A 26,685-nucleotide genomic window follows, 5' to 3' on the forward strand; every position below is an offset into this window, starting at 1 on the left:
TTCTTCTTGGTAAAACTCGATCCAAAAAGTTTGACAGCGATCATCAGACCGCTGTGCCGACCAGAGCCCCAATACCAGCCGTGATTGCCATGGCCAATGCGCCCCAAAAGGTGACGCGAACGGTTGCCTTAAGCATATTAGCTCCTCCCGCCTTGGCGCCGATAGCGCCTAGAAACGCCAGAAACAACAAGGAAGAGATAGCAACCGCGTAAAGCAAGATGGATGGAGGCGCGATGACCGCCATCAGTAAGGGTAGGGCGGCCCCGATCGAGAACGTGGCCGCTGAGGTCAGCGCGGCTTGCACAGGCCGTGCTTCCATGTGTTCGACAATTCCCAGCTCGTCACGGGCATGCGCTTCCAGAGCATTGCGTGAGGTCAGCTGTACTGCCACCAGCCGCGCCAGTTCCGGGGTTAGGCCGCGATCAATATAGGCTTGCATCAATTCATCGAGCTCTGCTTCGGGCTGAGTTTCGAGTTCCTTGCGTTCTCTGGCAAGATCTGCCAACTCCGTATCGGATTGAGAACTGACAGAAACATACTCACCCGCCGCCATGGACATCGCGCCTGCGACAAGGCCCGCGATGCCAGCGACCACTATCTGCGTCGTTCCCGTCGAAGCAGATGCGACGCCTATAATGAGGCTGGCCGTTGAGACAATACCATCATTGGCGCCGAGTACCGCTGCGCGAAGCCATCCGATCCGGGATACGAGATGGCTTTCTGTATGCAATCGGCTCATTGAGGTACCTCCGGACATTGGATGCATATCATCTTACCTCTATCGAGACCCTTTGCTAGTGGCCTGAAAATTTGAAGTTATAGAATTCTTCTCCGGCGATTGGGCTTTTGCCTTTTTCGTTAGAGTTTCTGCGCAGGTTTTGAGAATCTTCCTTTTCGAGGGAGGCTTGAAAAGCTTAATATTATACATTATAGTATATTATATAATATTAACGTCGGAGGTAGAGATGCCCGTCACCAAAATAACTGAGAAGCTGTCGGTGTCTTCGCAGCCAAACGCGCAAGAACTCAGTGTACTCGATCGAAGCGGCTTCAAAACGCTGATCAACAACCGTCCCGATAATGAAAGCGCAGACCAGCCCGGAAGCCAAGCGGAATGCGATGCAGCCCACCAATGCGATCTCTCTTATGCATATATTCCAGCCACAATGAATACGATCACTGAAGCCGATGTGCGTGCGTTTCAGGCGGCGGTCAGAAAATCTGACGGCCCCGTGCTGGCGCATTGCAAAACAGGTACGCGTTCGCTCAACCTTCATCTTATCGGAGAGGTGTTGGATGGACGCATGTCTGTTGAAGACGTCGTACCATTCGGACATCAGCTCGGCTTTGATACTAGTGTCGCAGCATCGTGGCTCCTACACTTTGCTGACCATCGACCGCAGGTAAAAGGCTTTTTCGACAAGAGAACCTCCAGCGTTCAGTACGTGGTGTCCGATCCGGCAACTGGTATGTGCGCAATAGTGGACCCCGTTCTCGATTTTGATGAAAAGTCGGGGTCAACGGCGACGATCAATGTCGATGCAATTCTCGATTACGTTCGCGATAACAGCCTGACTGTCGAATGGATTCTAGACACCCATCCACATGCCGATCATTTTTCTGCAGCCCAGTATCTGAAGGAGAGAACCGGCGCGAAAACAGCGATAGGTGAGCATGTAACCGACGTCCAGAAGCTGTGGAAGGGAATATATAACTGGCCCGAGCTTGCCACCGATGGCTCACAATGGGATCGGCTGTTTGCCGATGGCGAGACGTTCAGGATCGGTTCCATTGATGCCAGGGTTCTGTTCTCGCCGGGGCATACGCTCGCCTCCATCACTTACGTGGTGGGCGATGCCGCCTTTGTGCATGACACAATCTTCATGCCTGACAGCGGTACGGCACGTGCGGATTTTCCCGGCGGCGATGCGAGAGCACTTTGGAAGTCGATCCAGAACATCCTAGCACTTCCAGATGAGACACGGATATTCACCGGACATGATTACCAGCCGGGGGGGCGTGCGCCGCGTTGGGAAAGCACTGTGGCGGATCAAAAGAAGTACAATTCGCACCTGGCGGGCGCATCGGAAGAGGCCTTCGTTGCCTTACGGACCAAGCGCGACAAAACGCTGCCAATGCCAAAGCTCATCTTGCATGCGCTACAGGTAAACATACGCGGCGGACGACTGCCTGAGCCAGAAGCCAACGGCAAGCGCTACCTGAAGTTTCCACTGGATGCATTGGAAGGAGCTGTATGGGAATGACCAAAGACATAACGGTAATGATGAAGGCCGGACTATCTTCGGCAGAACTGTCCTTGCGGGCGGGCGAAGTGGCTGACTTGCTAAAGACATTGTCCCATCCAGCCCGTCTGATGATTGTCTGCAGCCTGGTGGAAGGCGAATATTCCGTTGGCGAGCTGGAGGAAAAAGTCGATGTTCATCAACCGCATCTATCGCAGCATTTAACAGTGCTACGCAGTTCCTCAATCGTTGAGACGCGTCGGGAAGGAAAGCAGATATTTTATCGGCTCACCGAAGACAAGGCGGCGCACCTGGTCGCCTCCCTTTACGACATCTTCTGCGTGGAGAAGGCAAAATGAGCACATACCTGTCTTCGCTTACTGGAGGAATGTTGATCGGCACTTCCGCCGCGATGCTTCTGATCCTCAATGGCAGGATTGCGGGAATAAGCGGAATTGTCGGACGCCTCGTACAGGGAAGTACACTGTCGACCAACCTCGCCTTTGTTCTGGGGCTCGTATTAGGGCCAATCATATATCTGATGGTGTTCGGTAATTGGCCAGCTGTTCAAACTACTGCCGGGTGGCCGCTGATCATCGTAGCCGGGCTTCTTGTCGGCTTTGGTTCGCGCATGGGATCTGGCTGCACCAGCGGTCATGGTGTCTTGGGGTTGGCTCGTCTGTCACCGCGATCCATGGTAGCGGTTACGACCTTTCTGACAACCGGGGTGATTGCTGTTACAGTGCTGAGAGGTCTGGGTCTATGAACCGCAAGATTTATCAATTCTGCGGGGCTCTTGCCTCAGGTGTTGTTTTCGGCTTCGGACTGTCGTTGTCCGGAATGCTCAACCCCGTCCGCGTCAAGGGCTTTCTCGACATTTTCGGCGCATGGGACCCAAGTCTTGCCTTTGTTCTCGGTGGAGCCGTCATCGTTGCCTTCGTTGGCGTTCAGATAACGAAACGAATGCGGCATCCTGCGTTCGACGACAGTTTTCATGTGCCAACGAACCGGCGTATCGACGCGCCTCTTATCATAGGCTCGGCGCTGTTCGGTCTGGGATGGGGCATTGGCGGCTTTTGTCCTGGTCCCGCTATTGCGTCGCTTGCGGTTGGGCTGCCACAAACCGTTCTGTTCGTCATCGCCATGCTGGTGGGGATGATCGTGCATGATAGAACTGGGAGCAGACGGAGTTGAGTAGCTCTTTCTTTACGGCAGTTGGCTCCGGAGGTGTTGTGGGCTTCATGCTGGGATTGCTCGGTGGCGGCGGCTCAATCCTGGCAACACCGCTACTCTTGTATGTTGTCGGTGTGAGCCAGCCCCATGTCGCCATCGGTACGGGTGCACTTGCTGTTTCGGTCAACGCGTTCGCGAATTTTACGAGCCATGCCCTGAAGGGGAACGTCTGGTGGCGCTGTGGCGCTGTCTTCTCTGCACTAGGCGTTATCGGGGCACTTATCGGTTCCAGTCTTGGAAAAGCTTTAGACGGTGATCGTCTCATCTTTCTGTTCGGCATCCTCATGATCGTCGTTGGACTGTTCATGTTGAAGCCCAAAAAGAGATTGGACGTCGAGCGCCGCCCGGTCGACCTAAGAATGTGTCTCGTTACAGCAGCTATAGCTCTTGCCTCTGGCGCGGCATCCGGATTCTTCGGTATCGGCGGGGGCTTCCTGATTGTGCCCGGTTTGATGTTGGCAACAGGTATGCCGATGATCAACGCAATCGGCACGTCCCTTCTCTCGGTGGGCGCTTTTGGACTGGCCACGGCTTTGAACTATGCCAGTTCCGGTCTAATCGACTGGTGGCTTGCAGCTGAGTTTATCGGAGGTGGCATTATAGGAGGGGTATTCGGAATGATGCTCGCCACGCGATTGAGTGCATACAAGAACGTCTTAAACCGAATATTCGCCACGATAATCTTCATTGTTGCGGCATATATCCTGTATCGCAACGGAGTCAGTTTCGGCTAACCGTATGGCAATTCTTGAAGGTCGGCGAAAAACACAAGGGCTCTTATGCGGCCAACGCCATCACTTTTGAATGAAAATGAACCAATAATCCCAATTGCGGAGACGCCGTGCTGGTCGTTGAAAGCCTTTCGCTACTACCTAACAACGAGCACTGATGTTCTCGCTTGCACAATGATTTCATTGGTTTGGCTGCCCAGAACAAGGCGTTGAACTCCCGAATAACCGTGAGTTGCAACCACAATTAGGTCACAGTGGAGCGAGTCAGCTGCCGTGCTTATTGCATCCGATGGAATGGGATTTATAAGATGCACAACATCGGTTTCAACCCGTAGATCGTTTGCTAAGTCCTTGGCGTGACCCAGAACCTTGGAGGCAAATTTTTCCCAGCTTTGATTATATCTAACGACAATATCCTCATCATCAAGCATACCTCCAAATATGCCCGAATTGCTATATGGTGCTGTTACAGTTACAATAGTTACTTTACATCGCAGGAATTGGGTTTACATCGCAGGAATTGGGCCAATGAGAGCCCTTGGACAACACATCGTTCTGCAAGTTCGGAGCCATCCGTCGCAATAAGAATATGTTTGAACATTCTAGTCTCCTTTAAGAGCGTATGCTTGGCCAACATTCGTTCAGTGAAGAACTGCTTAGAACCACTATAATAGATGCAACCAACGCTTTTCAACTCTATCAACCTGATAGGCTTTATTTTTGCCGCGTACGTTTATTCCAACATACTCGCGGATGCAGAAGCAGCTTCAGAACAGTTTGTCTCCGTTCTTAAGGAGCCAGAGGATTTAATCGTTCTTTGCTGCTTCCGTGGGCCGTTTTGAGGATGATTGGTTCATCTGGTGTAAGGCCATTTCCAATCTCTGATTTCCGGCATGTCCTCGCCATGCTCGCAAACGTATTTCTTATGCAATGTCAGTTTTTCCTCGAAGTTGGCAATCAGAGGTAGCGCTACCTCGTTATTTAATGGCAGACGTCTTATCGCCTCAATCGCCAGATGAAAGCGGTCCAGTTTGTTGAGAACTGCCATATCGAAAGGCGTTGTCGTTGCCCCCTTTTCGATGAAGCTTTGCACGTGGACGTTAGGGTGGTTGGCGGGCTTATAAATAAGCCTGTGAATTAGATAAGGATAGCCATGATAAGCAAAAAGGACAGGACAGTGGGTTGTGAAAATCTGATCAAAATGCTCATCGCAAATACCGTGCGGATGATGCGTAAGCGCGATTTTGGATGCGCATTGACGGCGGTGGCACCGCTAGAGCCGCCTCGCATCGGTAGCGATATCCGGCTCCGTTAGGCGGCGGAGGTTTTCGAGAATTGGCGCTGGTGTCGAGTTGGATGCCAAGCCAAGAGAGGCGTCGGCAAACCAAAGCGCGAATTTCTGGCTGATGTTCCCCAATTCCGGCAGTGAAAATGAGTGAGTCGAGACCGCCAAGAGTGGAAGCAAGACGGGCAATTTCACCAGCTATACGCAGAGTGAATACTTCAAGAGCCTCACAGGCCTGTGGTGTGTTGCATTCAAGGAGATCGCGCGTATCACCGCTTATTCCCGAAAGTTCGAAAAGGCCCGAGCGATGATAGTGCAAATCTGATAGCGCGTCTGGAAGCATGTTCTCTTGTTGCAGAAAATAAAGAAGCAAGCCCGGATCGAGTGCCCCGCAGCGGGTTGCCATCGGAATACCGTCCAGTGTTGGGAAGCTCATGCTTGTATCGATGCTTTTGCCGGCCTTGATGGCGCAAAGATTGGTTCCGCTGCCTAAATGTGCGACTACGATCCTTCCAACAGCAAGCTGTGGCTGTTTCTGGGAAAACTGCCGATTATCGACTTATAGGAGAGGCCATGAAAGCCATATCGCTTTAAATCACGCTCGTGGAATTCACGCGGAAGCGCGAAACGGCGAATGACTTCCGGGGTAGTTTGATCAAACGCGGTATCAAAGGATACGGTTTGCTTGACGTGCGGAAAGAGCTTTTGGATGCCTCTGATTAAAGCGACGCTTTTCGCTTGGTGCAACGGAGCAAAACTTGACAGTCTTTCAATTGCGTTGATGCGCTTATCATCGACCAAGATTGGCTGGATGAATTGGTCACCGCAGCATAAGCCTGAAGGACCAGTTTTGTAGAACGTATATCAAGAGGACTACCGGGACTCGGTCTAGGGTTCAGATGATAAGCCGCAGAACAATATGAGGCCCGGCGATTATTGGTCGCCGTTTCCCTCCCAAAAAATGTTCAACCTCTGCAAGTTTCATTTCGACTTGGCGATTCTTGAAAGCTTGTCAGAAAACGCTTGTCTGTTTCAGGGCTCGGCGGATATTGACTGCTTTGCGCTTTCAATTTGGACGTTCGCGCTTCCTCTTCGAAGGACTAAAAGCCGACGGTCCGCTTCACGGGTTGTCGCGTCCGGAACGCGACGCCCACAAGCGGACGGCGTTTCCAATCGCTCACTTCGCGCCCCCACTTGATTTGACCCCATCGCAAGGTAATGAAGATGAGCCGAATACAGCTAGACCACATCGTCCATAATCAGCGCGCGTCGCTTCTCCATCGCGTATTCTCCGTGCCCAGTTGCCCGCTTCCAAATGCGGGTTTCAATGTACCAAGCGAGCTTCGATCCATCAGGGGCGCGATGCGGAAGGTCCTTGAATTTTGCCTTCTCAAGTTCCGCGATTGCTCCACAACGCGTATGTCCTCCACCGACATACGAAGGCGTCCATACGTCATTCCAAATGCGCGTCCGTGAGAGTATCGCGTCCCTTGACGTAAGCTCCAAGGCTCCAGCCTTCGCCTGGATAATAGCTTCCTCGTTGAGGCAATACGGCGTCACGAGGGGGAGGCCTATAGCAAAGTAGTCAGAACTCCAGAACCCGTATGGCATCGGAAAAAGCGACGAGCATACTGGCACACACCAACCGGCCTTTCCGTCGCGCTTCATGTCATCGGCGTTGACGTCTCGCACCACACCGTCGATTGTTAGCGAGTTCGTTATGAGCGTGAAGTCCATCGGTTCAAACGGTCCGTGGTCTTCTCTCATCTCGAAACCGGGGGAAACGAAATAAGCGCCAACGGTTACGTCGCCGTACTTAGCCAGGTCTAAAGGAGTCGGAGTCTTGAAAGACACGGCAGGCATCTCGACGTTTCGGTTAGCTTCGACCCACTCGGCCAGCACGCCCTCCAGATCGCTTCCGTCTGCAGAAGCCTTTTTAGGTAGGTCGCGCAGGGCTTCGGGCTTTGGGTTTGGATCAAGATCGAATATTCCCCCGACTGCTGGAATATGCTCAAGCATGTAATCGCCTGCCAGCCTTAGCGGCATGCCCCATTCGGAAACTGCGAATGCGAAGGTGCGAATATGCGCGGAGCGAAAGATTTCCGTTTGCCGTTGCAGATACTGTCCCTTCACACCGGACTGAGTCTCGCCGTATTCGTCGAAATAATGCGCATACGACGTAAGACGGGTTCCAAGTCTTTCGCGTAGATTGTGCCACTCCCACGCCCATTGGTGTCTGAGAGGCAGGCCGGTCGAGCGCTCGATTTTTCCCAGCTCGTTGTAAAACGTGGGTGGGATATGCGCCCCTTTGTGATCAAGAAAATACTTGTCCGGCTCGAACCAGCCGGGCGCTTCGCCGGAGTGAGCGCTCTCCCAGCCGCCGAGCTTGGCACCGGGTCCGAACGTTTTCTCAATAAGTATGTCGGCGAGGATCGATGGGCATTTTACCCTTTCGACGACCTCGTCTCGACTCGGCCGGGCTTTGCTCTCGGTTAGGAAAAGCAAGCACAATACCGAGCATACGTCCGATTCCGTCGTGCAAAGATCCAGGAAGTTCAAGAGCTCCGCCGTCATGTCGGCACGCGTCTTGTCCGACTGGAGCAATCCTCTAATCTCGCGGGCCGCTCGCCATCGCACCATCGGCACCGGCCATTTTAGCCGCTGCATGAGGATAGCCATAGTGTGGCGTGCCGTTACCGAAGCCATGTTGCCTCCGGGATAGGCTGGTCTTCGGTCTCCTCTTTGAAAGTCGAAACGAATGCAGCCGTAACTTTCATCGCCTCGGCTATTTGCCCGGCGACCAGCAGATAACGGACTAAATGGTGAAAACCTATCGAGAAACTGGCGCCGCGCCTAGCGAAATATTCCTCCGGCGCCGATGTGTCGCGAATGAAGTCCTTCCAGCGGTCCGGATAAACGCGCGCGGCTGTCTTGAGACGGGCCTCAACTTCCTCATCGGAAGTGTAGTGGCTCGACCACCCATGACGGCGTGTATGAGCTAGGACCAGCCAGGGGTAAGCGGCATCCTTGCCTTCGACCTCCAAGCTCACCTCGAAGGCAACGTCGAGCAATTCATCGAGGCCATACGTCCTTTTCCCCGCGTCGAAATATGCCTTTATCGACGCAAGGGCGTCTCGAGACTTACCCTTGGCATGCCAATGGCGAAGCCAGCGGGAAAGAAAATCCTTCTTCTTGGAATAGTGAAAATGCAGCTCGCCCACGGCATTGGCTATCCCTGCGAAATCGTTCGAAGCGAATGCGGTTGGATCCTGCTCCGTTACCTTTTTCTCTTCAGGTGTCAGCTCTCTGTCAGGTGTCGAATAGCTCCGCTCCCGGGGGGTGTGTAAACCGCCTAGAAACGCCGTTTGCCGCTCCAGAAGCGCTTGCGCCGTGGCGGACGTTTGTGCGCGCTTGCTAAGTTCGTCGAGCGTTCCAGGATCGAGCAACGTCCCTGCGAGCGCAGCCGCTTCAGGACCCTCCAGGTCGGCGATATCAATGAAGCTCTCGAGGCTCTTGTCGGCCAAATACCATTCGTCGGCATCGAGGTGATGCACATAGAATTTCGGCAGCAAGTGCGGCTGCGTTTTCGCGACGACGTCGATGATCTCGCTACGCGCATGCCTTGTTTCGTCGCCGTCCGTGAAGTCGACTATGGCATCGACAATCGGGGCGAGCGTCCCAATCCAGCGTTCGGTTTCGCTCGGATCGTGTGCGTGCATGTCTCGAACGCTATGCAGGACTTCGAAGGCAAAAAGATCCTTACGGTATCCATATCCAAGCAAGCACGACGACGCTCGTTGCATTAGCAATCCTGGATCGCCCACCCTATAGAGATGCGATAGTGAGGCGTACTTGGTCCACCGATCCGCCCTCTCGTTGAACTCGGACAAAGTTTCCGAGAGATTTTGAGTCAACTCTTCTAGAAGGTCGTCAGCCGCTTCTGCGCTGAGATAGCGGATGCGATCTTCTGCATTCACATCGATCCAGACTTCGTCGATCCAGTGCACCGAGCCGCGCGCAGCCGCGAGCTCGTCCGGAGGTATGCCGGGAAAGTTCTTATCGGGTAGGCCCGCAAGATGCACATCCAAGGCGATTACATTGAGAGCACTCCGAAAACCTAGATAGTGAGCATGGACCGACTCGGTTCGACCCGCGAACGGTATGTTCGGAACGTCTGCAGCCATTAAGAATGGCGTCGAAAAGGTCCATGGCATCGCGCCGGAGACGAGACTTTTGGCGCAATCCTCGAGGCAGTCCAGCGCCGTATCTATGAACCCTAAGCCACCGCGTGTGAGACCAGGGTAAGTGAACGGTCCCCCCGGCGAGGCAATCTCGTCGCGAAGCGCGCTCCAGAAAAAGTCAATGTAGAGCCTTTGTAGATCGACGTTGTCAGCGGGTGTAGAACGCTCGCGAAGCGGATCCGCCGGAGGAGGCGGGATCTCGACTTCGCACTTATGTGTCGGAGCCTTGTAGGATAGCATTCCCGCGACGAAGGGAGATTGCTTAAAGCGGCCCTTCTTTATCATTTGCAGGGGGTCGGCGCCGACGAACAATGCGGACCGAAGAATGTGCTCTTGGATTTTTCGTCTGAGCGCTGCCCATCTAGCGCCCTCCAAGGAGTCGCCGACATCGCTCAGAGCTTCCAGGTTATGCACTCGCGCCAGCAGTTCTACGTATCGAGCGACGTAGGGTTCGGGCTTCTTGTAGCCGCGAATGAACTTCATCACCCGCGGCACGCGTTCTGCGCCGGCGAGCGCAGCGACTTCGAGAAATGCCCTCGTGAGCTTTTCGAAATCGTCAAAGGGACGATGACGAAGCACGATCCACGTATTTATTCGCCGGATCAGCTCCGTAAAACAGCCTTCGACAAGCTCATTGCGCAGAGCTCCGGGACCGTGACGAGCGAGCGCTGCCAATTCTTCGTTGGTTAGCTCCTCCAAGTTATCCAAAAGGTTGAGCGACTGTTGCCGATTATCCGCAATCGACAAGGCGGCCCCTCTAAAAGCCCCGAAGTCCCAGGCCTGGTATTCGCGGACGTTGCTCACGCGCGTTTTTAGCGAGCGCAGGCGAACGGTTGCTGCAAAATCGAAGGCTGCAAACGTCACCGCTTCTGCCGCGGCCAAGATGTTTTGAATCTGCGTTTCAGGCCAGCCGCAAGCGAGCGAGTTTACTGCCCAAGCTCTAGTGGTGCCTGTCAGAAGAGGGGTTGTGTTTCCCGCACGAGCCTGTGTGAGCCAAAGCCATCCCCATCTCCAGTACTCGGGGGCGTCTTTCTCGAGCCACGCGACGATTTTCGGCAAAAGGACTTCGTAGCTTTCTTTGTGATCGTCGCGCTCTCGAACCCAGGCAAAGATACTTCCATGGAAGGGAATTATTCCCGAGTTGTGCGGCTCCAGCAGAAAGGCGATCTCGCCGAATTCGCCTATACACTGACGGATGCCCACGCTTGGCCAGAAAAAGTCGGATCCTGCGAGCGCATGTAAAACGGCGCGCGATCGTTCACCGATCCGGATCCACAGACTCTTGTAATAGGTGCGGATATCTCCGTCCGGACAAGGGGGTAGCGCCAAGACGACCTCTTCGTCCAATGGTTCTCCGGACCGAACAAGTCCTTCGAAAGCATATATTAGATGAAGAGGGTGACCCTGGCTGATTTTGAAAAGTGCCGCGCCGATCTTGCCGATCTCTTCCGCGCGGCGGTCGCTCCAACGAACGGCGATCGGCCGGGATCCATCTTGCGTCTCGAGCCAACGCCGGACGGCAACTTCATCCATCCTGGGGATATCAATCCAGTCGGGTGGCGTGGCGTTGAGCAACAGCTTCGAAGGAAGCTGGTCGTCTGCAACCCGCTGCGTTCCGACGATCAACGCGAGATTGTCGGGCAGCGGAAACAGAGCGTTGAAAAGATGATTTAGTTGATCAGTGCGGTGCGTGTCGCGATAAACGTGGTCGAGACCGTCAACGATAAGATATAGACGCTTACCTTCGCGGGCCAGGTTATCGGCAGCGGTCGCAAGACCTTGCCTTAGATTGTTCGGATCCTCTGTCACGCCAGCCGTAGATTCGGGATACCGGCTGAGAAGCTGCTCGTACAGCGACATCGCTATATCGGTGTATGAGGTACGGTTTGCACTCGAGTCTTCCGCCGATAAGAAGTAATGGTGCCGAATGACCGCTTCGCCGGCGGTGTGCAATTCCTGCGAGAGATAGCTCAGGTACGTGCTTTTTCCGCGGCCCGGCGTGCCCCACAAAACTGTCAGCGGAGTGGCAGGATCTGCAACGCGTTTTCGCAGGTCGTTGTCGAAGGTCGGGCTTGGCGGCTCGTACCCTTCGGGCACGAAGAAGTCCTGCCGAAGCGGACGCGGCCTCTTCTTCGAAATTAGCCTAACGACATGCTCTCTTAGGATCTTGCCGTCTGGTGGAGGTTCGCGCTGCAAAATGGCCCAGCGTGTGACCTCATTTCGCAATAGTAGCCAGCCGGCGGAATCAGTGTCGGTCGGAACGAGGTGATCGCGCAGTTGAGCTTCGTAACGGTCTAAGTCGGGAAGGCTAGTATCGAAGGCGAACACATCGAAGAAGTCAGCAGCCGCCGATGCGCCTCCGCACTCGGCTTCGACTAATGCAAGAGTAGTTGTAGGCACTTTCGCAAGATCGATGCGCGGGCCGTTCATGCAACCCGCAAAATCGGGAGAAGGAATACGATTGGTCTTTAGCTGTGCGCTGTGAACGGGTCCGTTTGCCTTCGCGCGAGCGAACGACTTCGCCCACTTGGCCAACATGCTTGTGCCTTTTGCTTTCTTCGAAAGGAGGTAGTCCCAATCGAGTGCATATTCAGTAGGATCTACAGTAAACTTGACTTGAACGTATTCAACTGACCCATCCATGCGCTTGGCCACGACGTCGTCGAGCGATCTGACGCTCGGATCGTCGGATTCAAGTTGCACCCACTCGAATAAAGCTGGATCACGATAATGCCGAATGAGCATTTCGATGCCGACTAGGTCTTGGTACTCGTATCCAGCGCGCGTTATAGCGGTAAATTTTATCGTTCTATTCCCAGCCAAATCCTACCTCGGCGCATTATGCAAAAAAGCAAAATCTATGGAGAATTAAGCCCCCAACATGAGGCTAGTCCACTTGCATATCAATCATCGAAATACAAACTGGATGGCCGTTCCCTGCAAGAGACTTTCGCACGTTAAGCGCCCTTGTACGGGCGGCTTTCCGATCCGCCCGCCTCAAACCTGCCAGTCCGCACACGGCCCCAATCCGGTCATTCAAAACTAAGTGCGGATAGGATGCACGCCCGGCAATTTTTGAGCAGTGTCGTCGGAACACGAGATTCAGGCGTATAGCTTACGACTGCAGACTCCTATTCGGCAACTATACGCGCCGAATACCTGTAAGCAGTGGCTCCGAAATCTAGGTTAAGTGTAGTCCAGGTGTCTTTTTAGCTGACTCCTGTGGCTTGGCGGCGTCAACCAAACGATATCTGGAACAGTGGTTTAGCAGAAATTCGATCCAAGCTGCTTGACAGTATGATAGCTGTGGATAGATTAGTGGTAAGACCACGGTTTGGACACGCGATGACAGAAAAGAAATCAATCCGACGCGAAACGCAGGAAGCTGGTGCACATAACCGTGTCTCTGCATTCCTTCGCGACCAGTTGCTGTCTGGGGAATTGAAGGCTGGCGATTGCCTTTTGCCTGAGCGAGAACTCGCAGCCATGCTTAACGTCAGCCGGCCTGTGCTCAGGGAAGCCCTTCGCGCGCTTTCCATGATCGGCGCCGTTGAGATCAGGCATGGCGTCGGCACGATTGTTAAAAGGCCGGACGCATCGGCACTGGGCGATGTATTTAGCTTCATGCTCGCACATGGCTCGGATATCACGAGTGACATCATGGAGGCCAGAAAGGCCATCGAGCACCACGCCGTCCGTCTGGCGTGTCAGCGAGCGACAGAACAGGATTTTGCGAATATCGCAATTGCGTTGCGGCAAATCATCGAGACGATAGAGAATCCGGATGCGGGCGGCACTGCAGACTTCAAATTCCACGAGGCAATCGTCACTGCGTCACACTCGCCGACGCTGGTCACGATCTATGCCTCGATATCGCAGCTCATGATGCGCTCGCACCTGGAACGCCGCGAGAAGATAATTCAAGTCGAAGGAATCGAGGAGTTCCTGATTGATCATCATCGATTGATCCTCGAGGCCCTTGCCGCCCGCGATCGCGTTCAAGCCGATGATCTGCTGCATCAGCACTTCGAAATCGGAGCCGATTTTCGGCGCCGGGCGAGTCTGTACGAACTGGCAAAGGGAACCAGTGTTTCAGACTAGTTCATTCATTCATCAGGGAGGATATTCATGAATATTGTCGTTGGAAGCGACCATGCGGGCTTTCCGTTGAAAGCTGACGTGATTGAGGTTCTCAAAGAGCTCGGTCATCAGGTGGAAGACATTGGTAGCTTCACGCCGGATCCTGTCGATTTCCCTGACATAGCAGGCCTGCTCTGCAAGAAGGTGCGGGATGGTTCTGCCGAACGTGGCGTTCTTGTTTGCGGGACTGGCGTTGGCGCCGCCATCGCGGCAAACAAGATCAACGGCATCCGCGCAGCCGTCTGCCACGACGTCCATTCCGCGCACCAGAGCGTGGAGCATGATGACGTGAATGTCATGTGCATCGGCGCAAAAATCGTCGGGTCATGGCTCGCTCGCGACTTGGTCGTGTCCTATCTGAACGCTCGGTTCGACCGCAACGAAGATTTCGTCCGCCGTGTCGAAAAACTTTCCGCGTTGGAAAATGCGCATTCAGTCGCGTGACCGAAAGACTGGAGAGCAGACATGGGGACTAGCAACTTTCCAAAGATCGCGTTCATCGGGCTCGGCGTGATGGGTCGGGAGATGGTCCGTCATCTCATCACGGCTGGTTATCCGGTGAAAATCTATGACATTTCGTCAGATGCTGTCTCAGCACTTGCAAAGCAGGGGGGCATTGCTTCGGATAGTGTCGCCACCGCGGTATGCGATGCACAGATCGTAATCTCGATGCTTCCCAACACGCCTCAGGTTGAAGAAGTCGTATATCGGGACGGCATAATCGATCACATGCCTGGTGGGGGAATTTACATCGACATGAGTACGATTTCACCGGAGGCTACACGGGCCATGGCTTCGGCTTTGGCTGCCAAATCCATCTTCATGCTCGACGGCCCGGTTTCGGGGGGGCCGATTGGTGCAAAGAACGCTGCATTATCGATCATGGTCGGAGGCGAGCGGGCTGCTTTCGAACGCGCCGAAAAGGTGTTCAAAGTCATGGGTGCGACCGTGACGCATGTCGGGGCCCCGGGCGCTGGCCAGACCGTGAAGCTTTGCAACCAGCTCGTCTGCGCGGTCAACATCCAGGCAGTCTGCGAGGCTCTTGCTCTCGGTCGTGCCAGCGGCGTCGATCTTGATCAGATGCGAGATGTCCTGCTCGGCGGGTCAGCTTCCTCCTGGATGCTCGACAAGCTCGGTCCGGCGATGATCGCTGGAGATGCCAGCGCTGGGTTCCGCATCGACCTGATGCTCAAAGACCTCCGACTTGTCCTGGAAATGGCGGGACAGAAGGATGTTCCGCTTCCTGCTACGTCGCTTGTCACCTCGCAATATGTCGAGGCGAGGGCGCATGGCGAAGGATCGAACGGCAACCAAGCGCTTTTCAGGGTCTATGACCGGATGACGGGACAGAACCTGCCGCGACACATGGCAGTCAGACCATGACCTTCGATTTCTCAGTCGTCCTCCTCCGCTGGCAAATGCTGGTCGATGGCATGGCGCTGACGGCGCAATTGGCCCTGATCACGACAGTGACCGGCTTCATTATTGGGACAGCATGTGCGATAGCGCGCCGATCCGGCGGACCGGTGTTGCGCAGGTTTGCCACCACATATGTCGAAAGCATTCGTAATACGCCGTTCCTCGTCCAGATATTTGTGATCTATTTCGGCCTGTCCAGCCTTGGGTATTCGTTCGGCGCAATTTTCGTGGCCGTCGTAGCTCTGACAGTCAATGTCGGAGCCTATACCGCCGAGATCATGCGCGCAGGGTTTGATTCTATCCAGAAGGGGCAATGGGAAGCGGGGGAGTGTCTGGGCCTGTCTTCAACGCAGCTTTACTGGCATGTGGGGCTTCGTCCTGCGATGGAGCGGGTTTATCCAGCCCTCACAAGTCAGTTCATCCTGCTGATGCTTGCTTCCTCGGTGACCTCCCAGATTTCTGCCGAAGAACTCACCGCTGCCGGCAACTTCATCCAGTCGGAAACCTACCGACCGTTTGAAACCTATCTCGTCATCGCAGTCATCTACCTCTTCCTTTCCCTCGGGATGCGAGCGCTTTTCTGGGGGCTGGGCATGGCATTTTTCCCGCGCCGCCGCAGGCTCGGGACGCCGTTGTAAGGGAGGCGAGCAGTGACCACCGCATTCAACCACAACCATCTGATGTTCCTTCTCGAAGGCGCTCTTTGGACCGTCATCCTTACCGGAATGGCATTTATCGGAGGAGGAATTGTTGGCTTCATCGTTGCGCTCGGTCGTATCACGCCATCGCGTGCACTCCGCCTCATTGCGGCGACCTATGTCCAGCTCATCCAGGGCACGCCGCTCTTGGTCATCATGTTCATCATCTACTTCGGACTGCCGACACTTGGGTTGTCGATCACGCCATTGTTTGCAGCCGGCATCTCACTGACAATCTATGTCAGCGCCTACCTTGGAGAGATTTGGCGGGGTTGCTTGGAATCAGTACCAAAGGCGCAGTGGGAGGGGGCTGAGTGCCTTGCGCTTTCTCGAACACAGCGCATGTTCAAAGTGATCCTTCCACAGGCGGTTCGGATCGCAACCCCACCAACCGTTGGCTTCAGTGTTCAGATCGTCAAGAACACGTCGCTCGCATCGGTCGTCGGTTTCGTTGAACTGACGAGAGCGGGGCAGCTTATCAACAACTCGATTTTCGAGCCCTTTCTCATCTATCTTATCGTTGCCGCCCTCTATTTCTGCCTTTGCTTCCCTCTGTCAGCATTCAGCCAACGGCTTGAGAACATGGGGCCGAGACGGCGCATTCGAAAAGAGCCGGAAGCACAGGGTACAGCAATCCAGGGAGGGTGATCATGGTCATGATCGCACTAAATCAAGTCAAGAAGAGCTTCGGCGCGGTTCCCGTCCTTCAGGGAGTAAGTTTTTCCGTAGAGAAGGGGCAGGTCGCGGCACTGATCGGTGCAAGCGGCTCCGGAAAGAGTACCGCGCTGCGATGCGTCGATCGTCTCGAAGTGATCGATAGCGGTGAGATCATCGTGGCCAACCACAAGGTTCATGACCCAAAGCTTGATCTCCACAAACTCCGCCTTGACGTCGGCATCGTGTTTCAAAGCTACAACCTTTTCCCACATCTCACGATCGAAGAGAACGTCATGCTTGCGCCGCGCTCGGTGAAGAAAATCCCGAAGGATGAGGCGCGCGAAATGGCGCGGGCTGCGCTCGAACGCGTCGGGCTCGATGAGAAGGCTAACCACTATCCCGAGCAATTATCGGGCGGACAGCAGCAGCGAGGCGCTATCGCGCGATCGCTCGCGATGGAACCGAAAGTGATGCTATTCGATGAGGTCACTTCCGCCCTCGACCCAAAACTGACCGGAGAGGTGCTACGAGTGATCGAAAAACTCGCAGAAAGCGGGATGACGATGATCATGGTTACCCACGAAATGAACTTCGCACGCAAGGTCGCCGATCGTGTGATCTTCATGCACCGCGGGCTCGTTCACGAGGAGGGGGACGCATCGATCTTGAATGCACCCATGACATTGGAGCTCGAGGACTTCTTGAGCCACGATCTATGAGATAAAACAAAATGGAGGAGAATGTAATGTTGAAGAGGTTTCTCGTATTAGGCATCGTAGGGGCGATGCTGACTGCTCAAGGCGTTCCGGCCATGGCCGATACATACGCCGACATCATCGCAGCAAAGAAAATTCGGGTGTCGACGGACTTGGCAATTCCGCCGTCCGGCATGCTTGATGCCAATCTCAAACCCGTGGGTTCCGATGTTGAAACCGCGCAGCTTCTCGCAAAGGACTGGGGTGTTGAGCTGGAGTTCATTCAGACAACGGGCGCCACGCGTATTCCGAACCTCCAAACGAACAAGGCTGACATCGTCATCTCAACGCTGTCGGTAACCCCGGAGCGAGCACAGGTCATAGATTTTTCGAAGCCATATGCGGGACTGGTCTCGGTAATTGCCGCCCCGGCAGCATCTCCGATCAAGGATTGGGCAGATCTGAAGGGACAATCAGTAACCGTAACACGTGGTACGACACAGGATAGTGAACTGACGAAGCTCGCAGGCGAGCATGGTTTTACTGTCACCCGCTACGACGATGACGCGACGATGGTTACGGCAGCTGTGTCAGGTCAGGCCAAGGCGATTGCGACATCAGCCACGCTCGTGAAACAGATTCACGACAAGAATTCAACATTGGCTTTCGAGCCGAAGATAACGATCCGCGTTTTGAACCTTGCAATTGGTGTGAATAAGAATGAACCTGAATTGCTCGCCAAACTTGACGAATGGATTGTGGCAAACCTCCAAAATGGCAAGTTAAACGAGATCTACCAAAAGTATCATGGTACACCGCTTCCAAAAGAAATCGTGGACGCGAAATAAGGCACGTTTGGTGGCCGCGCCGGGTACTCTTATCCGGCGCTTCACATACATATGATGCTTAATGATGCCTTCGCATCCGTAGGCCGCGCAGTTGCATTATCAGCGGTTGGCCATTTGGCGGATTCTGACTGGCAATCAAAGCCGCGATTGCCTGCTTAGCACCTTCATGCCGGTCGCTCGGGTGCTGTGGGTGAAAATCCGAAAAGGGGCGTCCAGTAGGGTCGTGTCACTATACAAGTTGGAAGAGATATCGGATTTAGACCGTTCGTTTACTTGACTGAATTAACGGTTAGAGCGGAATTTATTTCCGATGGAGTACAGGTTGCTACCGAAGTGGGATATGCTGCACGACAATCCCCTGTTGTTATTCAGGGGGTTGTCGGATTTTGCAGATGTTTGGTATTGATTACTTGTAAGCGGAAACCACAATCTCTATCAGCGTATCACCACCCAGATCGGCAACGCCAACAGTTGCACGGGTTGGCAGCAGCGAAGGATCAATCCATTCCTTCCAGACCTTATCCATTTCAGGCTTCTTGTTGAGATCCGTTACGAAGATGGTTGCTGCCAGAAGCTTGGTCTTGTCCGTGCCTGCCTGCGCCAGATAGCTGTCGAGCTTGGCGAGGATTTCGCTGGTCTGACCGGCCATATCCAGGCTTTCGTCATCACAGGTGGTTCCACCGACATAGACAATGCCATTGTGTTCGACGACGCGATGCATAATCGGCGTCTGAATGAAACGCTCATCCATAGTTCAATCCTTTCAGATGGTTGGGGAGTTATCCGGTTGTTCGCCGGTGACGGCGAAAACAGCATCGGGGGTTTGAGGCAGTGCTGCGATTTCGCAGAGCGGCACCGGTTTCACCGGAGCGCGCAGACGATAGAAACCGACCGTTTGAGGTGCACGGTTTTGCACCTCGGCCAATATTTCCGTGACGGTGGAACTGCACATGCGACCCTGACAGGGACCCATACCGCAGCGCAACATGGTTTTAAGCTGGTTGGGACCAGCAATACCGCAGGCGGCTGCATCGCGGATTGCGCCTGTAGTCACTTCTTCGCAACGACAGACAATCGTGTCCCGATTCAAAGGTGCGCGAAATGCTTGTGCAGGCAGATAAAGCGCGTCGATAAAGGATCGCCCGCGTTCGACGCGTCGCGCTTGCGCCTGCAGCTTTACGATTTTTGACGCCAACGCTGTTGCCAGCGCTGGAAAGATATCCTGACAAGCCGCGAGCGCAGCGATACGCCCGCTCTGCTCGGCAACCAATGCACCGCCAATGCCGCTGCCGTCACCAGCAATATAGATGGCCGGTATGGACGAACGCCCGTTGCCGTCGAGTTGCGGCTGAAAGCATTTCTGGCCATCGTTCCAAATCAGAGCGCAGCCCGAAGCATTGGCGAGATTGTTGTTGGGGATCACACCCTGATGCAGGAAGACGCTATCGACAGCAAGCTTGTGCGTTTTGCCTTTGGCCGAAAAGCAGATCGCTTCAGCTTCGTCTTTTCCCTCAATGGCGATATCGGTGACACCGGAATAAACCGGTACCGACTTGCGCACCTTCAAAAGCAGGGAAAGCCCCTTCAAGGCATAGGTGGAGAAAAGGAATGAGAGCAGGTTCGGCACAGCTTTCGCGTAATTTGCGCCGGGCGTCGTATCGAGCAGTGCGGTAACCTTGCCGCCCGCCTGCAACAGCTGCGCGGCGAACATGTAGAGCAGCGGGCCGGTTCCCGCCAGAACCACATTTCCGTTGGGCAGGAGGCCGGAAGCCTTCAACGCAATCTGTGCTGCGCCGATGGTCATAACACCCGGCAATGTCCAGCCCCTGACAGGCATCGGGCGCTCCATCGCACCGGTCGCGAAGATCACGCGGCGCGCTGAAACAATCCCGCTCTTGCCGCTTACCGATACGCGCAGATCAACGCCGTTGTTGTCGCCATCCTGTGGTTCCACACTCCAGACGAGGGCCTGCGGCACATAGGGGGCATTGCTGGCGATAAACGCTTTCAGGACTTCTTTGCCCCGCCAGTATTCGGTGCCGAGAAACGGCCTGCGGGCAGTCGTATTGTGTTCGATGCCACGGTAAATCTGGCCGCCGGCGGCAGGGTTCTCATCGAACAGAACCACATTAGCGCCAGCGGCGCTTGCCTCTGCGGCTGCCGACATGCCTGCTGGTCCCGCGCCGATAATGGCGAGGTCATAAAACGCATTGAGCGCATGAATACTGGAAACTCTCTTGAGCATTGTCGTCATGGTTCCACCCGACGCGCACCGGTCTGGGAAGAAATGATCATTCCATTGGCCACAAGCGTCATGCAAGCCTGGCGGTTCTGAACGCTATCAATGGTGACCAGACATTCAAAGCAGATGCCCATCAGGCAATAGGGCGCTCGCGGTTGATCACCAACGACGCTGTTTCTGAGCCGGTTGATACCCTCTCCAAGCAGCGCTGCGGCGACAGTTACATTGGCAGGTACCGTCAAGGTACGCGCATCGAATGTGATCGTCACGGTTTCCTCTGGTGTCTCAGTTTTAAGGAACATTTTAGGAGACATGAAACCTCCGGCCTGAGAACGCCTCACCAGCAAGTTGTTTGGCATCGGCTGCTATTTCCTGCGCCACGATCAGGGCATGGTTGGCTGCAAGCGTGACGCCGGAATGGCACATGACGGCGTAAGCGCCCGGGTGGCTTTCGGATTGTTCGTAGATCGGCAGGCCGTCCGGTGTCTTGACCCGAAACCCGGCCCAACTGCGAATGACATTGACCTCGGCCAGATGTGGGAATGTCCGCACTGCTCTGTTGGCCAGAACCGCGCTGATGTCCTGATTGGTGGCGATCCGGTCCGTGTGGGTTTCCTGACTGTCGCCGATCATGACGCCGCCTTCATCCGCTTGCCGCAGCGTGGCCGCTGTATAGGGGAAGAAGGGCGCGCATTTCTCCGTTACAAGAATTTGGCCTTTGCTGCGCACAACCGGCGTATCAAGACCGACACTCTTGGCAAGCTCTGCATTGCCGTTGCCCGCAGCAAGAATGACGCGCTCGGTGAAGACCTCACCCCATGCGCCACTTAGGAGAAAGCCGCCGTTTTGCGGGGTGATGGACGAGACTTCGCAATGCGGTTCGTAGGCAGCGCCGAGTTTGATCATGCCCGTATGCAATGCGCGAAACAGGCGTAGCGAATTCACGTCGCCGTCCATCGGCGAATAGATCGAGCCGATCACATCTCGACCGATGGAGGGAACCATTTTGGCCGTTTCCTGATGGTCGAGCACGACATGTTCGGGGGCGTCATCGCCAAGTTCCCGCGCCACTGTCGCGACGTCTTCGGCAAACATTTGAAGCTCGCGCTCGTCGAGGCAGAAGGTAAAGGCACCCGTCTGCTTCAACGCCACATCAAGTCCGGTGATATCCCGCAATTCATCTGCAAAAGCGGGCCACAGGCGTGCAGATTGCATTGTCCAACGGGCATAGTGCGGTGCGCCTACGCCTTTGCCCTGTACCCAGATGAGCGCGAAGTTGGCACGGGATGCGCGCAGGGATAGGTCTTCTCCATCGAGAAGCATTGGACGCAGACCGGATCGGGCGAGACCCCAGGCGATGGCAGAGCCAACCAGTCCCGCTCCGATAATGACTATGTTCTGATCCGGCAATCTGCGCATTCGTAAGTTCAATCTGTTGTCACAGCGTTGTCAGGGGTGGGCCAGATGAGGGTCTGGCCCGATTGTGTTGGCTCAGTTTTGCGGGCTAACGTCCACCTTGAACCACTTCTGGGAAAGCTTCTTCACCGTGCCGTCGGCAATCGCGGCCTGAATGGCTGTATCGAAGCGACCCTTCAGGGTGGTATCTTCCTTGCGCAGACCGACGCCGATCATGCCGAAGACCTTGCCCGAAAACAGTGGGCCAGCCAGCTTCGCGCCCTTCATGTCGTCCTTTTCCAGCGCAGCAGCGAGAACCGTGGCATTGGCGACGACCGCATCCACACGACCGCTGGTCAGGTCGAAATTGTGTTCCTCCGCGGTTTTATACTCGCGTACGTCCGCGCCATCCTTGAAGTACTGTTCCATGAAGGCGGAAGCGGTTGTGGAACCCTGAACGCCGACGGTCTTGCCGTTGATTTTCGCGGCGATTTCCTCGAGCACCGGCTTGGCCGCATCGGAATCGACATTCAGCGGCTTGCCGCTTTCCGGCAAATCGGCGAGGTCGCTGTCATCCATGACTGCGAAGGAGTTGATGGCTGCCGCATAAGGCGACGAAAACGCGATCACTTCCTCACGCTTCGGCGTGATGCTCATGCCCGCCATGATGGCATCATACTTGCCAGCGGTCAGCGATGGAATGATGCCGTCCCAGTTCTGAGCGGTGATTTCGCATTTCGCTTTCAGGCGCTCGCAAAGGTCTTTGGCGAGATCGATCTCGAAGCCTTCCAGCACACCGTTCGGGCCGGAGAAATTCCACGGCGCATAAGCACCTTCGGTCGCGATGCGCACAACATCTTCGGCCTGCGCGGTCGGTGCGACGGCGAGAACGCCGAGGACGGAAAGGACGATTTTCAGTTTCATATGTTCACCTCTATTAGAAAACCGATTGATCGGTTCATGCGTTTTGTTTGGAAATGAATTGCCGGAACCGTTCGCTTTTGGGGTTGCCAAAAACCTCGTCGGGCGTGCCTTCTTCTTCAATCACGCCCTGACGCAGAAACACGACGCGGCTGGAAACATCGCGGGCGAAGCCCATCTCATGGGTCACGACCAGCATTGTACGCCCCTCTGCCGCCAGATCGCGCATGACCTTCAGCACCTCGGCTACCAGTTCGGGGTCGAGCGCGGAGGTCGGTTCGTCGAACAGCATGATCTTCGGACGCATCGCTAGCGCGCGGGCAATCGCCGCGCGTTGCTGCTGGCCGCCGGAAAGATGCGCTGGATAGAAATTGCGCTTATCGGCTATGCCAACCCGCTCCAGCAGTGCTTCGGCTTCGGCAATGCACTCTGACCGGTTTCGCTTCTGTACATACACAGGCGCTTCGATCAGATTTTCCAGGATAGTCAGATGGGACCAAAGGTTGAACGACTGAAACACCATCGTCGCCTGGCCGCGCAGCCGCTGAACCTGTTTCGCATCGGCTGGACGAGGCGCGCGTCCGGACTGTTGGTCGAGCTTGTATGCCTCGCCGTGAATAGCCACGCTGCCTGCATCCGGCACTTCCAGCATATTGATGCAGCGCAGCAGAGTGGATTTGCCTGAACCTGACGCGCCCAGAATGGAGATGACTTCACCGTGGTGGGCCTGCAAGGAAACTGAATGCAGAACCTTGTGCGCGCCGTAACATTTCTCGAGGTTCTTGATCTCGACCGCAGGCGTTTCGAAACGTTGCATTATGAGTTTCCTCCGGCGGCATGCACGATGACAGGCTGACGCTGGGCCGCCGACAGGCGGTATTCCAGCAGTTTGAAGATTCTGGTGACCACGAAGTTCAAGATGAGATAAATCGCGCCTGCACAGATGAAGATTTCGACAGGGCGATAGGTGGCGGAAATCAGCTTGGCCGCCAGCCCCGTTACCTCCATCATGGTGATGGTTGATGCCAGCGCCGTGGACTTCACCATCAAGATGACTTCGTTCGAATAGGCGGGCAGCATCTGTCGCAACGCTTGCGGGGCCAGAATGCGACGGACGAGGGTGAAGCCGCTCATGCCATAAGCGCGCGCCGCTTCGATCTGCCCGGTCGCAACCGACAGAACGCCGCCACGAATGATTTCGGCGCTATAGGCAGCCGTATTGAGTGCAAGAGCCAGCACCGCGCACCAATAGGGTTCTCGCAGAAACGGCCAGAGAAAGCTCCTGCGCAGTTCTGGAAACTGGCTGAGGCCGTAATAGATAATGTAGAGTTGCACGAGCAGCGGGGTGCCGCGCAGCACGAAGATATAACCTCGTGCAATGAGGTCCAGTATCAGATTGCCCGACAGACGCATCGTAGCCAGTATGGTGGCCAGCACGGCTCCGCTGATAACTGATAGCGCCATCAGTTGCAGCGTCAGAGGAATACCGCGACAAAGCTGAAAGAAACTGTCGAACATGAACGGCAGGTCGAGAAAGTTCATACCGCCCTCCGGATGCCGCGCATGGCGCGCTTTTCGGCGTTCTTGAACAGCAAGCCCGATATGAATGTGATGAGGAGATAAAGTAGCCCCGCGGTCAGAAAGAAGGTGAACGGCTTGCGGGTCGATCCAGCGCCGATTTGCGCCTGACGCATCAGTTCAACCAGTCCAACGACTGAAATCAGTGCGGATTCTTTCAAAACGAGCTGCCAGACATTACCGATGCCCGGAATGGCGAAGCGTGCCGCCTGCGGAACCATGATGCGGCGAAACAGCAGACGTGGTGGCATGCCATAGGCTTTGGCAGCTTCGATTTCGCCTTTGGGGAGCGCAAGCACTGCACCGCGATAGACTTCGGCCTGATAAGCGCCCGAAACCACACCGATGGCCAGTGCACCGGTGATGAAGATTGGCGCGCTGACGAAACCTTGCGCGCCGAACAAGGCGCCAATCTGGCCCAACACCGCACTGCTGCCGAAATAGAACAGGTAGATGACCAGAAGATCGGGGATGCCGCGAAGCACTGTCGAATAGCCGTCAGCCGCAATTCTGAGAATGCGCTGTGACGAAAATGACGCGGCAGCGGCAATCATGCCGAACACTGCGCCCGCCGCAAAACCGCAAAAGGCTACCGCGAGTGTTATGCCGGTGGCCCGGAGCATATCATAGCCCCAGCCGTCTTCGGCAAAACCCATTAAGTCCAGATATGCGCTGACCCCACCCAACTGCCTAGTTCCCTTTTTTATATCCGGTGCTTTCGTCGCGCCGATACGTTTATGGGTGTGGTTTGACAGCGGGGCTCAATACAGTCAAATTAGAAATGAAGCCTAGAGCATAACCAAATATTATGGTGAAGCATGAACCTGCGTCAGGTCGAAGCGTTCCGAACTGTCATGCTGACCGGAAAAATGACGGCTGCAGCGGAACTAATGTCGATCACTCAGCCAGCGGTGAGCCGCCTGATCCGCGATTTTGAGATCGACACGAAACTCAAGCTCTTCAACCGGCGGGGAAACCAGCTGATCCCTACACAGGCGGCGATGACACTGTTGCAGGAAGTCGAGCGGGCCTATGTCGGGCTCAATCGCATCCGGAGTTTCGCCGACGAGATCAGCCGTCAGAATGCGGGCATGTTGCGGATCGCTGCCATGCCTGCGCTTGCAAACGGGATCATGCCGCGCTTTCTCGCTCGTTTTCTCAAGGAACGGCCCAATATCCATGCCTCTCTCAATGGCATTCCCTCTGCATTGGTGGTGGAAGCCGTCGCATCTGGTCAGGTCGATCTCGGTTTTGCTGATGGTCCGCTCGACAGACCCGGTTTCGATATCGAAACGAGAGCGATACCGGCCGTCGTTGCGGTTCCATTGGGACACCGTCTTGCAGATTATTCGGAAGTTTCCCCGGAGGATCTCGCCAATGAACGCATGATCACGCTGGAGCCGGGTTCGCTGTTTGCCATGCGTGTAGAGGTTGCGCTTGCACGCATTCCGCGGTCGGCCACCATTGAGACCCGCCTTTCGCACACAGCGCTGACACTCGTCGCTGAAGGTGTCGGCATAACAATCATTGATCCGTCCTCAGCAACGGATTTTCGCGGACGTGGAGTGGCGATCCGACCTTTTACGACCTTTGTCGATGCTGGCTTTCTGGTCATCCGCCGGAGCAACGGCCCTGACAACAGCCTGGCTGAACGTTTTATAGATGAGTTCTGGGCCTATCATGAGACGTTGCTGGCCGATGAATGAGGGGCACGCGTGGCCGCTGTATCAGCGCAGGGGAGGCTTGTATCCTTGCAACAGCGTGCATGCGTTGAATTTGGCAGAACAAACTGAGATTGCGCGGGTGCACCAGCCGCACGAGGCGGCGGGCAAGATCAGGGCGATCAATCGTGGTATTGAAGAAGAATCTCAGCGCCGATACTACACTGTTCATCGTCGGCACCGGGACGTCCTCGCTTTGCTGCCATATCTGGAACCGGCGCAAATCATCCACGGACGCGGTATCGGGAGGCCTCGCGAGAAAGCTGGCAAGTCGTCCGATGTCGCGCAGATAGTTGCGTTGAGTCTCGTCCCCGAAGTGGCGCAGGTTCATGTCGTCGATCAGGCGTTGACGAAGCGGGCTGATCGCGGGCGAATTCGGTTGGTTGTGCACGGTCAGGCTCCTTGTTGAAAAAACCCGTCATTCTCTGCTCGCTCCGAGCGGCACTCAATGCAGAGCGCGATGGTCGCTCTGTGCCTTCTACCTTAGTCGCACGCGCCTTCCCGCGAAGCGGGTTCGTTCCGACCTCGTTCAGGTCATTCAAAAGTTAGGTGAGGATGGACGGGGCGTCCAGCTAGGTTCGAGGGTGCCGCTGGGCACGCGCGTTTCAGTCGCACTGCCCATGACAATACTGAGAGGC

Annotated in this window: 26 protein-coding genes and 2 pseudogenes; 13 read left to right on the top strand and 15 right to left on the bottom strand. The window is 55.2% G+C overall.

Annotated features, from left to right (window positions below; all coding sequences use genetic code 11):
* Window positions 1-43: 43 nt before the first annotated feature.
* The gene (locus CES86_RS16965) at window positions 44-739 is read right to left on the bottom strand and encodes a VIT1/CCC1 transporter family protein (protein ID WP_094514967.1); all 696 of its coding nucleotides are present in this window, start codon (window positions 737-739) and stop codon (window positions 44-46) included.
* A gap of 226 nt (window positions 740-965) precedes the next feature.
* Between CES86_RS16965 and blh the strand changes: the two genes are divergently transcribed.
* Genes blh through CES86_RS16990 form a run of 5 tightly spaced genes read left to right on the top strand, consistent with a single transcriptional unit; the run spans window position 966 to window position 4,210 of the window.
* A complete protein-coding gene (gene blh, locus CES86_RS16970; protein WP_063620593.1) occupies window positions 966-2,264 on the top strand; it encodes a bifunctional sulfur transferase/dioxygenase Blh in 1,299 nt (432 codons plus the stop codon).
* Entirely contained in the window at window positions 2,255-2,602 is a 348-nt protein-coding gene (bigR, locus tag CES86_RS16975) for a sulfite-sensing transcriptional repressor BigR (RefSeq protein ID WP_094514968.1), read from the top strand. The genes blh and bigR overlap by 10 nt, the downstream gene beginning before the upstream one ends.
* Complete coding sequence (locus tag CES86_RS16980) at window positions 2,599-3,009, top strand: YeeE/YedE family protein (protein WP_063620592.1); 411 nt, start codon at window positions 2,599-2,601, stop codon at window positions 3,007-3,009. Before bigR ends, CES86_RS16980 begins: the two co-directional genes overlap by 4 nt.
* Window positions 3,006-3,437: a YeeE/YedE family protein gene (locus CES86_RS16985; protein ID WP_063620591.1), complete on the top strand. Its 432-nt coding sequence runs from the start codon at window positions 3,006-3,008 to the stop codon at window positions 3,435-3,437. Before CES86_RS16980 ends, CES86_RS16985 begins: the two co-directional genes overlap by 4 nt.
* Window positions 3,434-4,210 (top strand): sulfite exporter TauE/SafE family protein, encoded by a 777-nt coding sequence (locus CES86_RS16990; RefSeq protein WP_094514969.1) that lies wholly within the window; start codon window positions 3,434-3,436, stop codon window positions 4,208-4,210. The genes CES86_RS16985 and CES86_RS16990 overlap by 4 nt, the downstream gene beginning before the upstream one ends.
* A gap of 134 nt (window positions 4,211-4,344) precedes the next feature.
* On the opposite strand, the gene CES86_RS16995 is transcribed toward CES86_RS16990, so the two are convergent.
* From CES86_RS16995 to CES86_RS17015, 5 genes and pseudogenes are all read right to left on the bottom strand, one after another.
* The gene (locus CES86_RS16995) at window positions 4,345-4,704 is read right to left on the bottom strand and encodes a universal stress protein (RefSeq protein WP_094514971.1); all 360 of its coding nucleotides are present in this window, start codon (window positions 4,702-4,704) and stop codon (window positions 4,345-4,347) included.
* Between the two features lie 356 nt (window positions 4,705-5,060).
* Window positions 5,061-5,435 (bottom strand): annotated as a pseudogene (locus tag CES86_RS17000) (phosphoketolase family protein); the annotation flags it as partial.
* 106 nt (window positions 5,436-5,541) lie between these two features.
* Window positions 5,542-6,317, bottom strand: a pseudogene (locus tag CES86_RS17005) (acetate/propionate family kinase); the annotation flags it as partial.
* Window positions 6,318-6,731: 414 nt separating this feature from the next.
* Window positions 6,732-8,198: a hypothetical protein gene (locus CES86_RS17010; RefSeq protein WP_094514972.1), complete on the bottom strand. Its 1,467-nt coding sequence runs from the start codon at window positions 8,196-8,198 to the stop codon at window positions 6,732-6,734.
* The gene (locus CES86_RS17015) at window positions 8,186-12,478 is read right to left on the bottom strand and encodes a P-loop domain-containing protein (RefSeq protein ID WP_143851087.1); all 4,293 of its coding nucleotides are present in this window, start codon (window positions 12,476-12,478) and stop codon (window positions 8,186-8,188) included. The genes CES86_RS17010 and CES86_RS17015 overlap by 13 nt, the downstream gene beginning before the upstream one ends.
* 600 nt (window positions 12,479-13,078) lie before the next feature.
* Here CES86_RS17015 and CES86_RS17020 point away from each other — a divergent pair.
* From CES86_RS17020 to CES86_RS17050, 7 genes are read left to right on the top strand one after another with little or no spacing between them, the layout of a single operon-like run.
* Complete coding sequence (locus CES86_RS17020) at window positions 13,079-13,834, top strand: FadR/GntR family transcriptional regulator (RefSeq protein WP_094514975.1); 756 nt, start codon at window positions 13,079-13,081, stop codon at window positions 13,832-13,834.
* A gap of 27 nt (window positions 13,835-13,861) precedes the next feature.
* The gene (rpiB, locus tag CES86_RS17025) at window positions 13,862-14,317 is read left to right on the top strand and encodes a ribose 5-phosphate isomerase B (RefSeq protein ID WP_094514976.1); all 456 of its coding nucleotides are present in this window, start codon (window positions 13,862-13,864) and stop codon (window positions 14,315-14,317) included.
* Between the two features lie 21 nt (window positions 14,318-14,338).
* On the top strand, window positions 14,339-15,256 hold the full coding sequence (locus CES86_RS17030) for an NAD(P)-dependent oxidoreductase (RefSeq protein WP_094514977.1): 918 nt from the start codon (window positions 14,339-14,341) through the stop codon (window positions 15,254-15,256).
* On the top strand, window positions 15,253-15,930 hold the full coding sequence (locus CES86_RS17035) for an amino acid ABC transporter permease (RefSeq protein ID WP_094514979.1): 678 nt from the start codon (window positions 15,253-15,255) through the stop codon (window positions 15,928-15,930). Before CES86_RS17030 ends, CES86_RS17035 begins: the two co-directional genes overlap by 4 nt.
* A gap of 12 nt (window positions 15,931-15,942) precedes the next feature.
* Window positions 15,943-16,638 carry an amino acid ABC transporter permease gene (locus tag CES86_RS17040; protein ID WP_029928371.1) on the top strand — a complete coding sequence of 232 codons (696 nt, stop codon included), beginning with the start codon at window positions 15,943-15,945 and terminating at the stop codon, window positions 16,636-16,638.
* Window positions 16,639-16,640: 2 nt separating this feature from the next.
* The gene (locus CES86_RS17045; RefSeq protein WP_094514980.1) at window positions 16,641-17,366 is read left to right on the top strand and encodes an amino acid ABC transporter ATP-binding protein; all 726 of its coding nucleotides are present in this window, start codon (window positions 16,641-16,643) and stop codon (window positions 17,364-17,366) included.
* Between the two features lie 26 nt (window positions 17,367-17,392).
* Window positions 17,393-18,190: a transporter substrate-binding domain-containing protein gene (locus CES86_RS17050; RefSeq protein WP_094514982.1), complete on the top strand. Its 798-nt coding sequence runs from the start codon at window positions 17,393-17,395 to the stop codon at window positions 18,188-18,190.
* Window positions 18,191-18,596: 406 nt separating this feature from the next.
* On the opposite strand, the gene CES86_RS17055 is transcribed toward CES86_RS17050, so the two are convergent.
* The 8 genes from CES86_RS17055 to CES86_RS17090 all read right to left on the bottom strand — a co-directional run bounded on the left by CES86_RS17055 (window position 18,597) and on the right by CES86_RS17090 (window position 24,982).
* The gene (locus CES86_RS17055) at window positions 18,597-18,941 is read right to left on the bottom strand and encodes a RidA family protein (protein ID WP_094514984.1); all 345 of its coding nucleotides are present in this window, start codon (window positions 18,939-18,941) and stop codon (window positions 18,597-18,599) included.
* Between the two features lie 12 nt (window positions 18,942-18,953).
* On the bottom strand, window positions 18,954-20,444 hold the full coding sequence (locus CES86_RS17060; RefSeq protein ID WP_094514986.1) for an FAD/NAD(P)-dependent oxidoreductase: 1,491 nt from the start codon (window positions 20,442-20,444) through the stop codon (window positions 18,954-18,956).
* Window positions 20,441-20,734, bottom strand: coding sequence for a (2Fe-2S)-binding protein (locus CES86_RS17065; RefSeq protein ID WP_010660306.1), 294 nt, complete (start codon window positions 20,732-20,734; stop codon window positions 20,441-20,443). Before CES86_RS17065 ends, CES86_RS17060 begins: the two co-directional genes overlap by 4 nt.
* 1 nt (window position 20,735) lies before the next feature.
* Window positions 20,736-21,851 carry an NAD(P)/FAD-dependent oxidoreductase gene (locus tag CES86_RS17070; protein WP_010660305.1) on the bottom strand — a complete coding sequence of 372 codons (1,116 nt, stop codon included), beginning with the start codon at window positions 21,849-21,851 and terminating at the stop codon, window positions 20,736-20,738.
* A 72-nt stretch (window positions 21,852-21,923) separates the two neighbouring features.
* Window positions 21,924-22,751 (bottom strand): lysine/arginine/ornithine ABC transporter substrate-binding protein, encoded by an 828-nt coding sequence (locus tag CES86_RS17075; RefSeq protein WP_025091614.1) that lies wholly within the window; start codon window positions 22,749-22,751, stop codon window positions 21,924-21,926.
* Window positions 22,752-22,785: 34 nt separating this feature from the next.
* Window positions 22,786-23,565 carry an ABC transporter ATP-binding protein gene (locus tag CES86_RS17080; RefSeq protein ID WP_094514988.1) on the bottom strand — a complete coding sequence of 260 codons (780 nt, stop codon included), beginning with the start codon at window positions 23,563-23,565 and terminating at the stop codon, window positions 22,786-22,788.
* A complete protein-coding gene (locus CES86_RS17085; protein WP_094514989.1) occupies window positions 23,565-24,290 on the bottom strand; it encodes an ABC transporter permease in 726 nt (241 codons plus the stop codon). Before CES86_RS17085 ends, CES86_RS17080 begins: the two co-directional genes overlap by 1 nt.
* A complete protein-coding gene (locus CES86_RS17090; protein WP_010660301.1) occupies window positions 24,287-24,982 on the bottom strand; it encodes an ABC transporter permease in 696 nt (231 codons plus the stop codon). The genes CES86_RS17085 and CES86_RS17090 overlap by 4 nt, the downstream gene beginning before the upstream one ends.
* 162 nt (window positions 24,983-25,144) lie before the next feature.
* Between CES86_RS17090 and CES86_RS17095 the strand changes: the two genes are divergently transcribed.
* Window positions 25,145-26,032, top strand: coding sequence for a LysR substrate-binding domain-containing protein (locus tag CES86_RS17095; RefSeq protein WP_010660300.1), 888 nt, complete (start codon window positions 25,145-25,147; stop codon window positions 26,030-26,032).
* On the opposite strand, the gene CES86_RS17100 is transcribed toward CES86_RS17095, so the two are convergent.
* Window positions 25,983-26,378, bottom strand: a complete 396-nt coding sequence (locus tag CES86_RS17100) for a phage integrase N-terminal SAM-like domain-containing protein (protein ID WP_094515068.1) — start codon at window positions 26,376-26,378, stop codon at window positions 25,983-25,985. The genes CES86_RS17095 and CES86_RS17100 overlap by 50 nt on opposite strands.
* Window positions 26,379-26,685: the final 307 nt, after the last annotated feature.

The sequence above is a fragment of the Brucella lupini genome (genome assembly GCF_002252535.1).
Lineage (GTDB): Bacteria > Pseudomonadota > Alphaproteobacteria > Rhizobiales > Rhizobiaceae > Brucella > Brucella anthropi.

What these genes read in the sequence shown, in the direction of transcription:
- CES86_RS17010 (WP_094514972.1), bottom strand. Translation starts at nt 8,198, where the DNA reads ATGGCTTCGGTAACGGCACGCCACACTATGGCTATCCTCATGCAGCGG.
- CES86_RS17065 (WP_010660306.1), bottom strand. Translation starts at nt 20,734, where the DNA reads ATGTTCCTTAAAACTGAGACACCAGAGGAAACCGTGACGATCACATTC.
- CES86_RS17055 (WP_094514984.1), bottom strand. Translation starts at nt 18,941, where the DNA reads ATGGATGAGCGTTTCATTCAGACGCCGATTATGCATCGCGTCGTCGAA.
- CES86_RS16980 (WP_063620592.1), top strand. Translation starts at nt 2,599, where the DNA reads ATGAGCACATACCTGTCTTCGCTTACTGGAGGAATGTTGATCGGCACT.
- CES86_RS17090 (WP_010660301.1), bottom strand. Translation starts at nt 24,982, where the DNA reads ATGGGTTTTGCCGAAGACGGCTGGGGCTATGATATGCTCCGGGCCACC.
- CES86_RS16985 (WP_063620591.1), top strand. Translation starts at nt 3,006, where the DNA reads ATGAACCGCAAGATTTATCAATTCTGCGGGGCTCTTGCCTCAGGTGTT.
- rpiB (WP_094514976.1), top strand. Translation starts at nt 13,862, where the DNA reads ATGAATATTGTCGTTGGAAGCGACCATGCGGGCTTTCCGTTGAAAGCT.
- CES86_RS17035 (WP_094514979.1), top strand. Translation starts at nt 15,253, where the DNA reads ATGACCTTCGATTTCTCAGTCGTCCTCCTCCGCTGGCAAATGCTGGTC.
- CES86_RS17015 (WP_143851087.1), bottom strand. Translation starts at nt 12,478, where the DNA reads ATGCTCATTCGGCATTATCGTGATCCAGCTTTATTCGAGTGGGTGCAA.
- CES86_RS17030 (WP_094514977.1), top strand. Translation starts at nt 14,339, where the DNA reads ATGGGGACTAGCAACTTTCCAAAGATCGCGTTCATCGGGCTCGGCGTG.
- CES86_RS17060 (WP_094514986.1), bottom strand. Translation starts at nt 20,444, where the DNA reads ATGACGACAATGCTCAAGAGAGTTTCCAGTATTCATGCGCTCAATGCG.
- CES86_RS17045 (WP_094514980.1), top strand. Translation starts at nt 16,641, where the DNA reads ATGGTCATGATCGCACTAAATCAAGTCAAGAAGAGCTTCGGCGCGGTT.
- CES86_RS17095 (WP_010660300.1), top strand. Translation starts at nt 25,145, where the DNA reads ATGAACCTGCGTCAGGTCGAAGCGTTCCGAACTGTCATGCTGACCGGA.
- CES86_RS16965 (WP_094514967.1), bottom strand. Translation starts at nt 739, where the DNA reads ATGAGCCGATTGCATACAGAAAGCCATCTCGTATCCCGGATCGGATGG.
- CES86_RS17020 (WP_094514975.1), top strand. Translation starts at nt 13,079, where the DNA reads ATGACAGAAAAGAAATCAATCCGACGCGAAACGCAGGAAGCTGGTGCA.
- CES86_RS17080 (WP_094514988.1), bottom strand. Translation starts at nt 23,565, where the DNA reads ATGCAACGTTTCGAAACGCCTGCGGTCGAGATCAAGAACCTCGAGAAA.
- CES86_RS17085 (WP_094514989.1), bottom strand. Translation starts at nt 24,290, where the DNA reads ATGAACTTTCTCGACCTGCCGTTCATGTTCGACAGTTTCTTTCAGCTT.
- blh (WP_063620593.1), top strand. Translation starts at nt 966, where the DNA reads ATGCCCGTCACCAAAATAACTGAGAAGCTGTCGGTGTCTTCGCAGCCA.
- CES86_RS17075 (WP_025091614.1), bottom strand. Translation starts at nt 22,751, where the DNA reads ATGAAACTGAAAATCGTCCTTTCCGTCCTCGGCGTTCTCGCCGTCGCA.
- CES86_RS17100 (WP_094515068.1), bottom strand. Translation starts at nt 26,378, where the DNA reads ATGAACCTGCGCCACTTCGGGGACGAGACTCAACGCAACTATCTGCGC.
- bigR (WP_094514968.1), top strand. Translation starts at nt 2,255, where the DNA reads ATGGGAATGACCAAAGACATAACGGTAATGATGAAGGCCGGACTATCT.
- CES86_RS17070 (WP_010660305.1), bottom strand. Translation starts at nt 21,851, where the DNA reads ATGCGCAGATTGCCGGATCAGAACATAGTCATTATCGGAGCGGGACTG.
- CES86_RS17050 (WP_094514982.1), top strand. Translation starts at nt 17,393, where the DNA reads ATGTTGAAGAGGTTTCTCGTATTAGGCATCGTAGGGGCGATGCTGACT.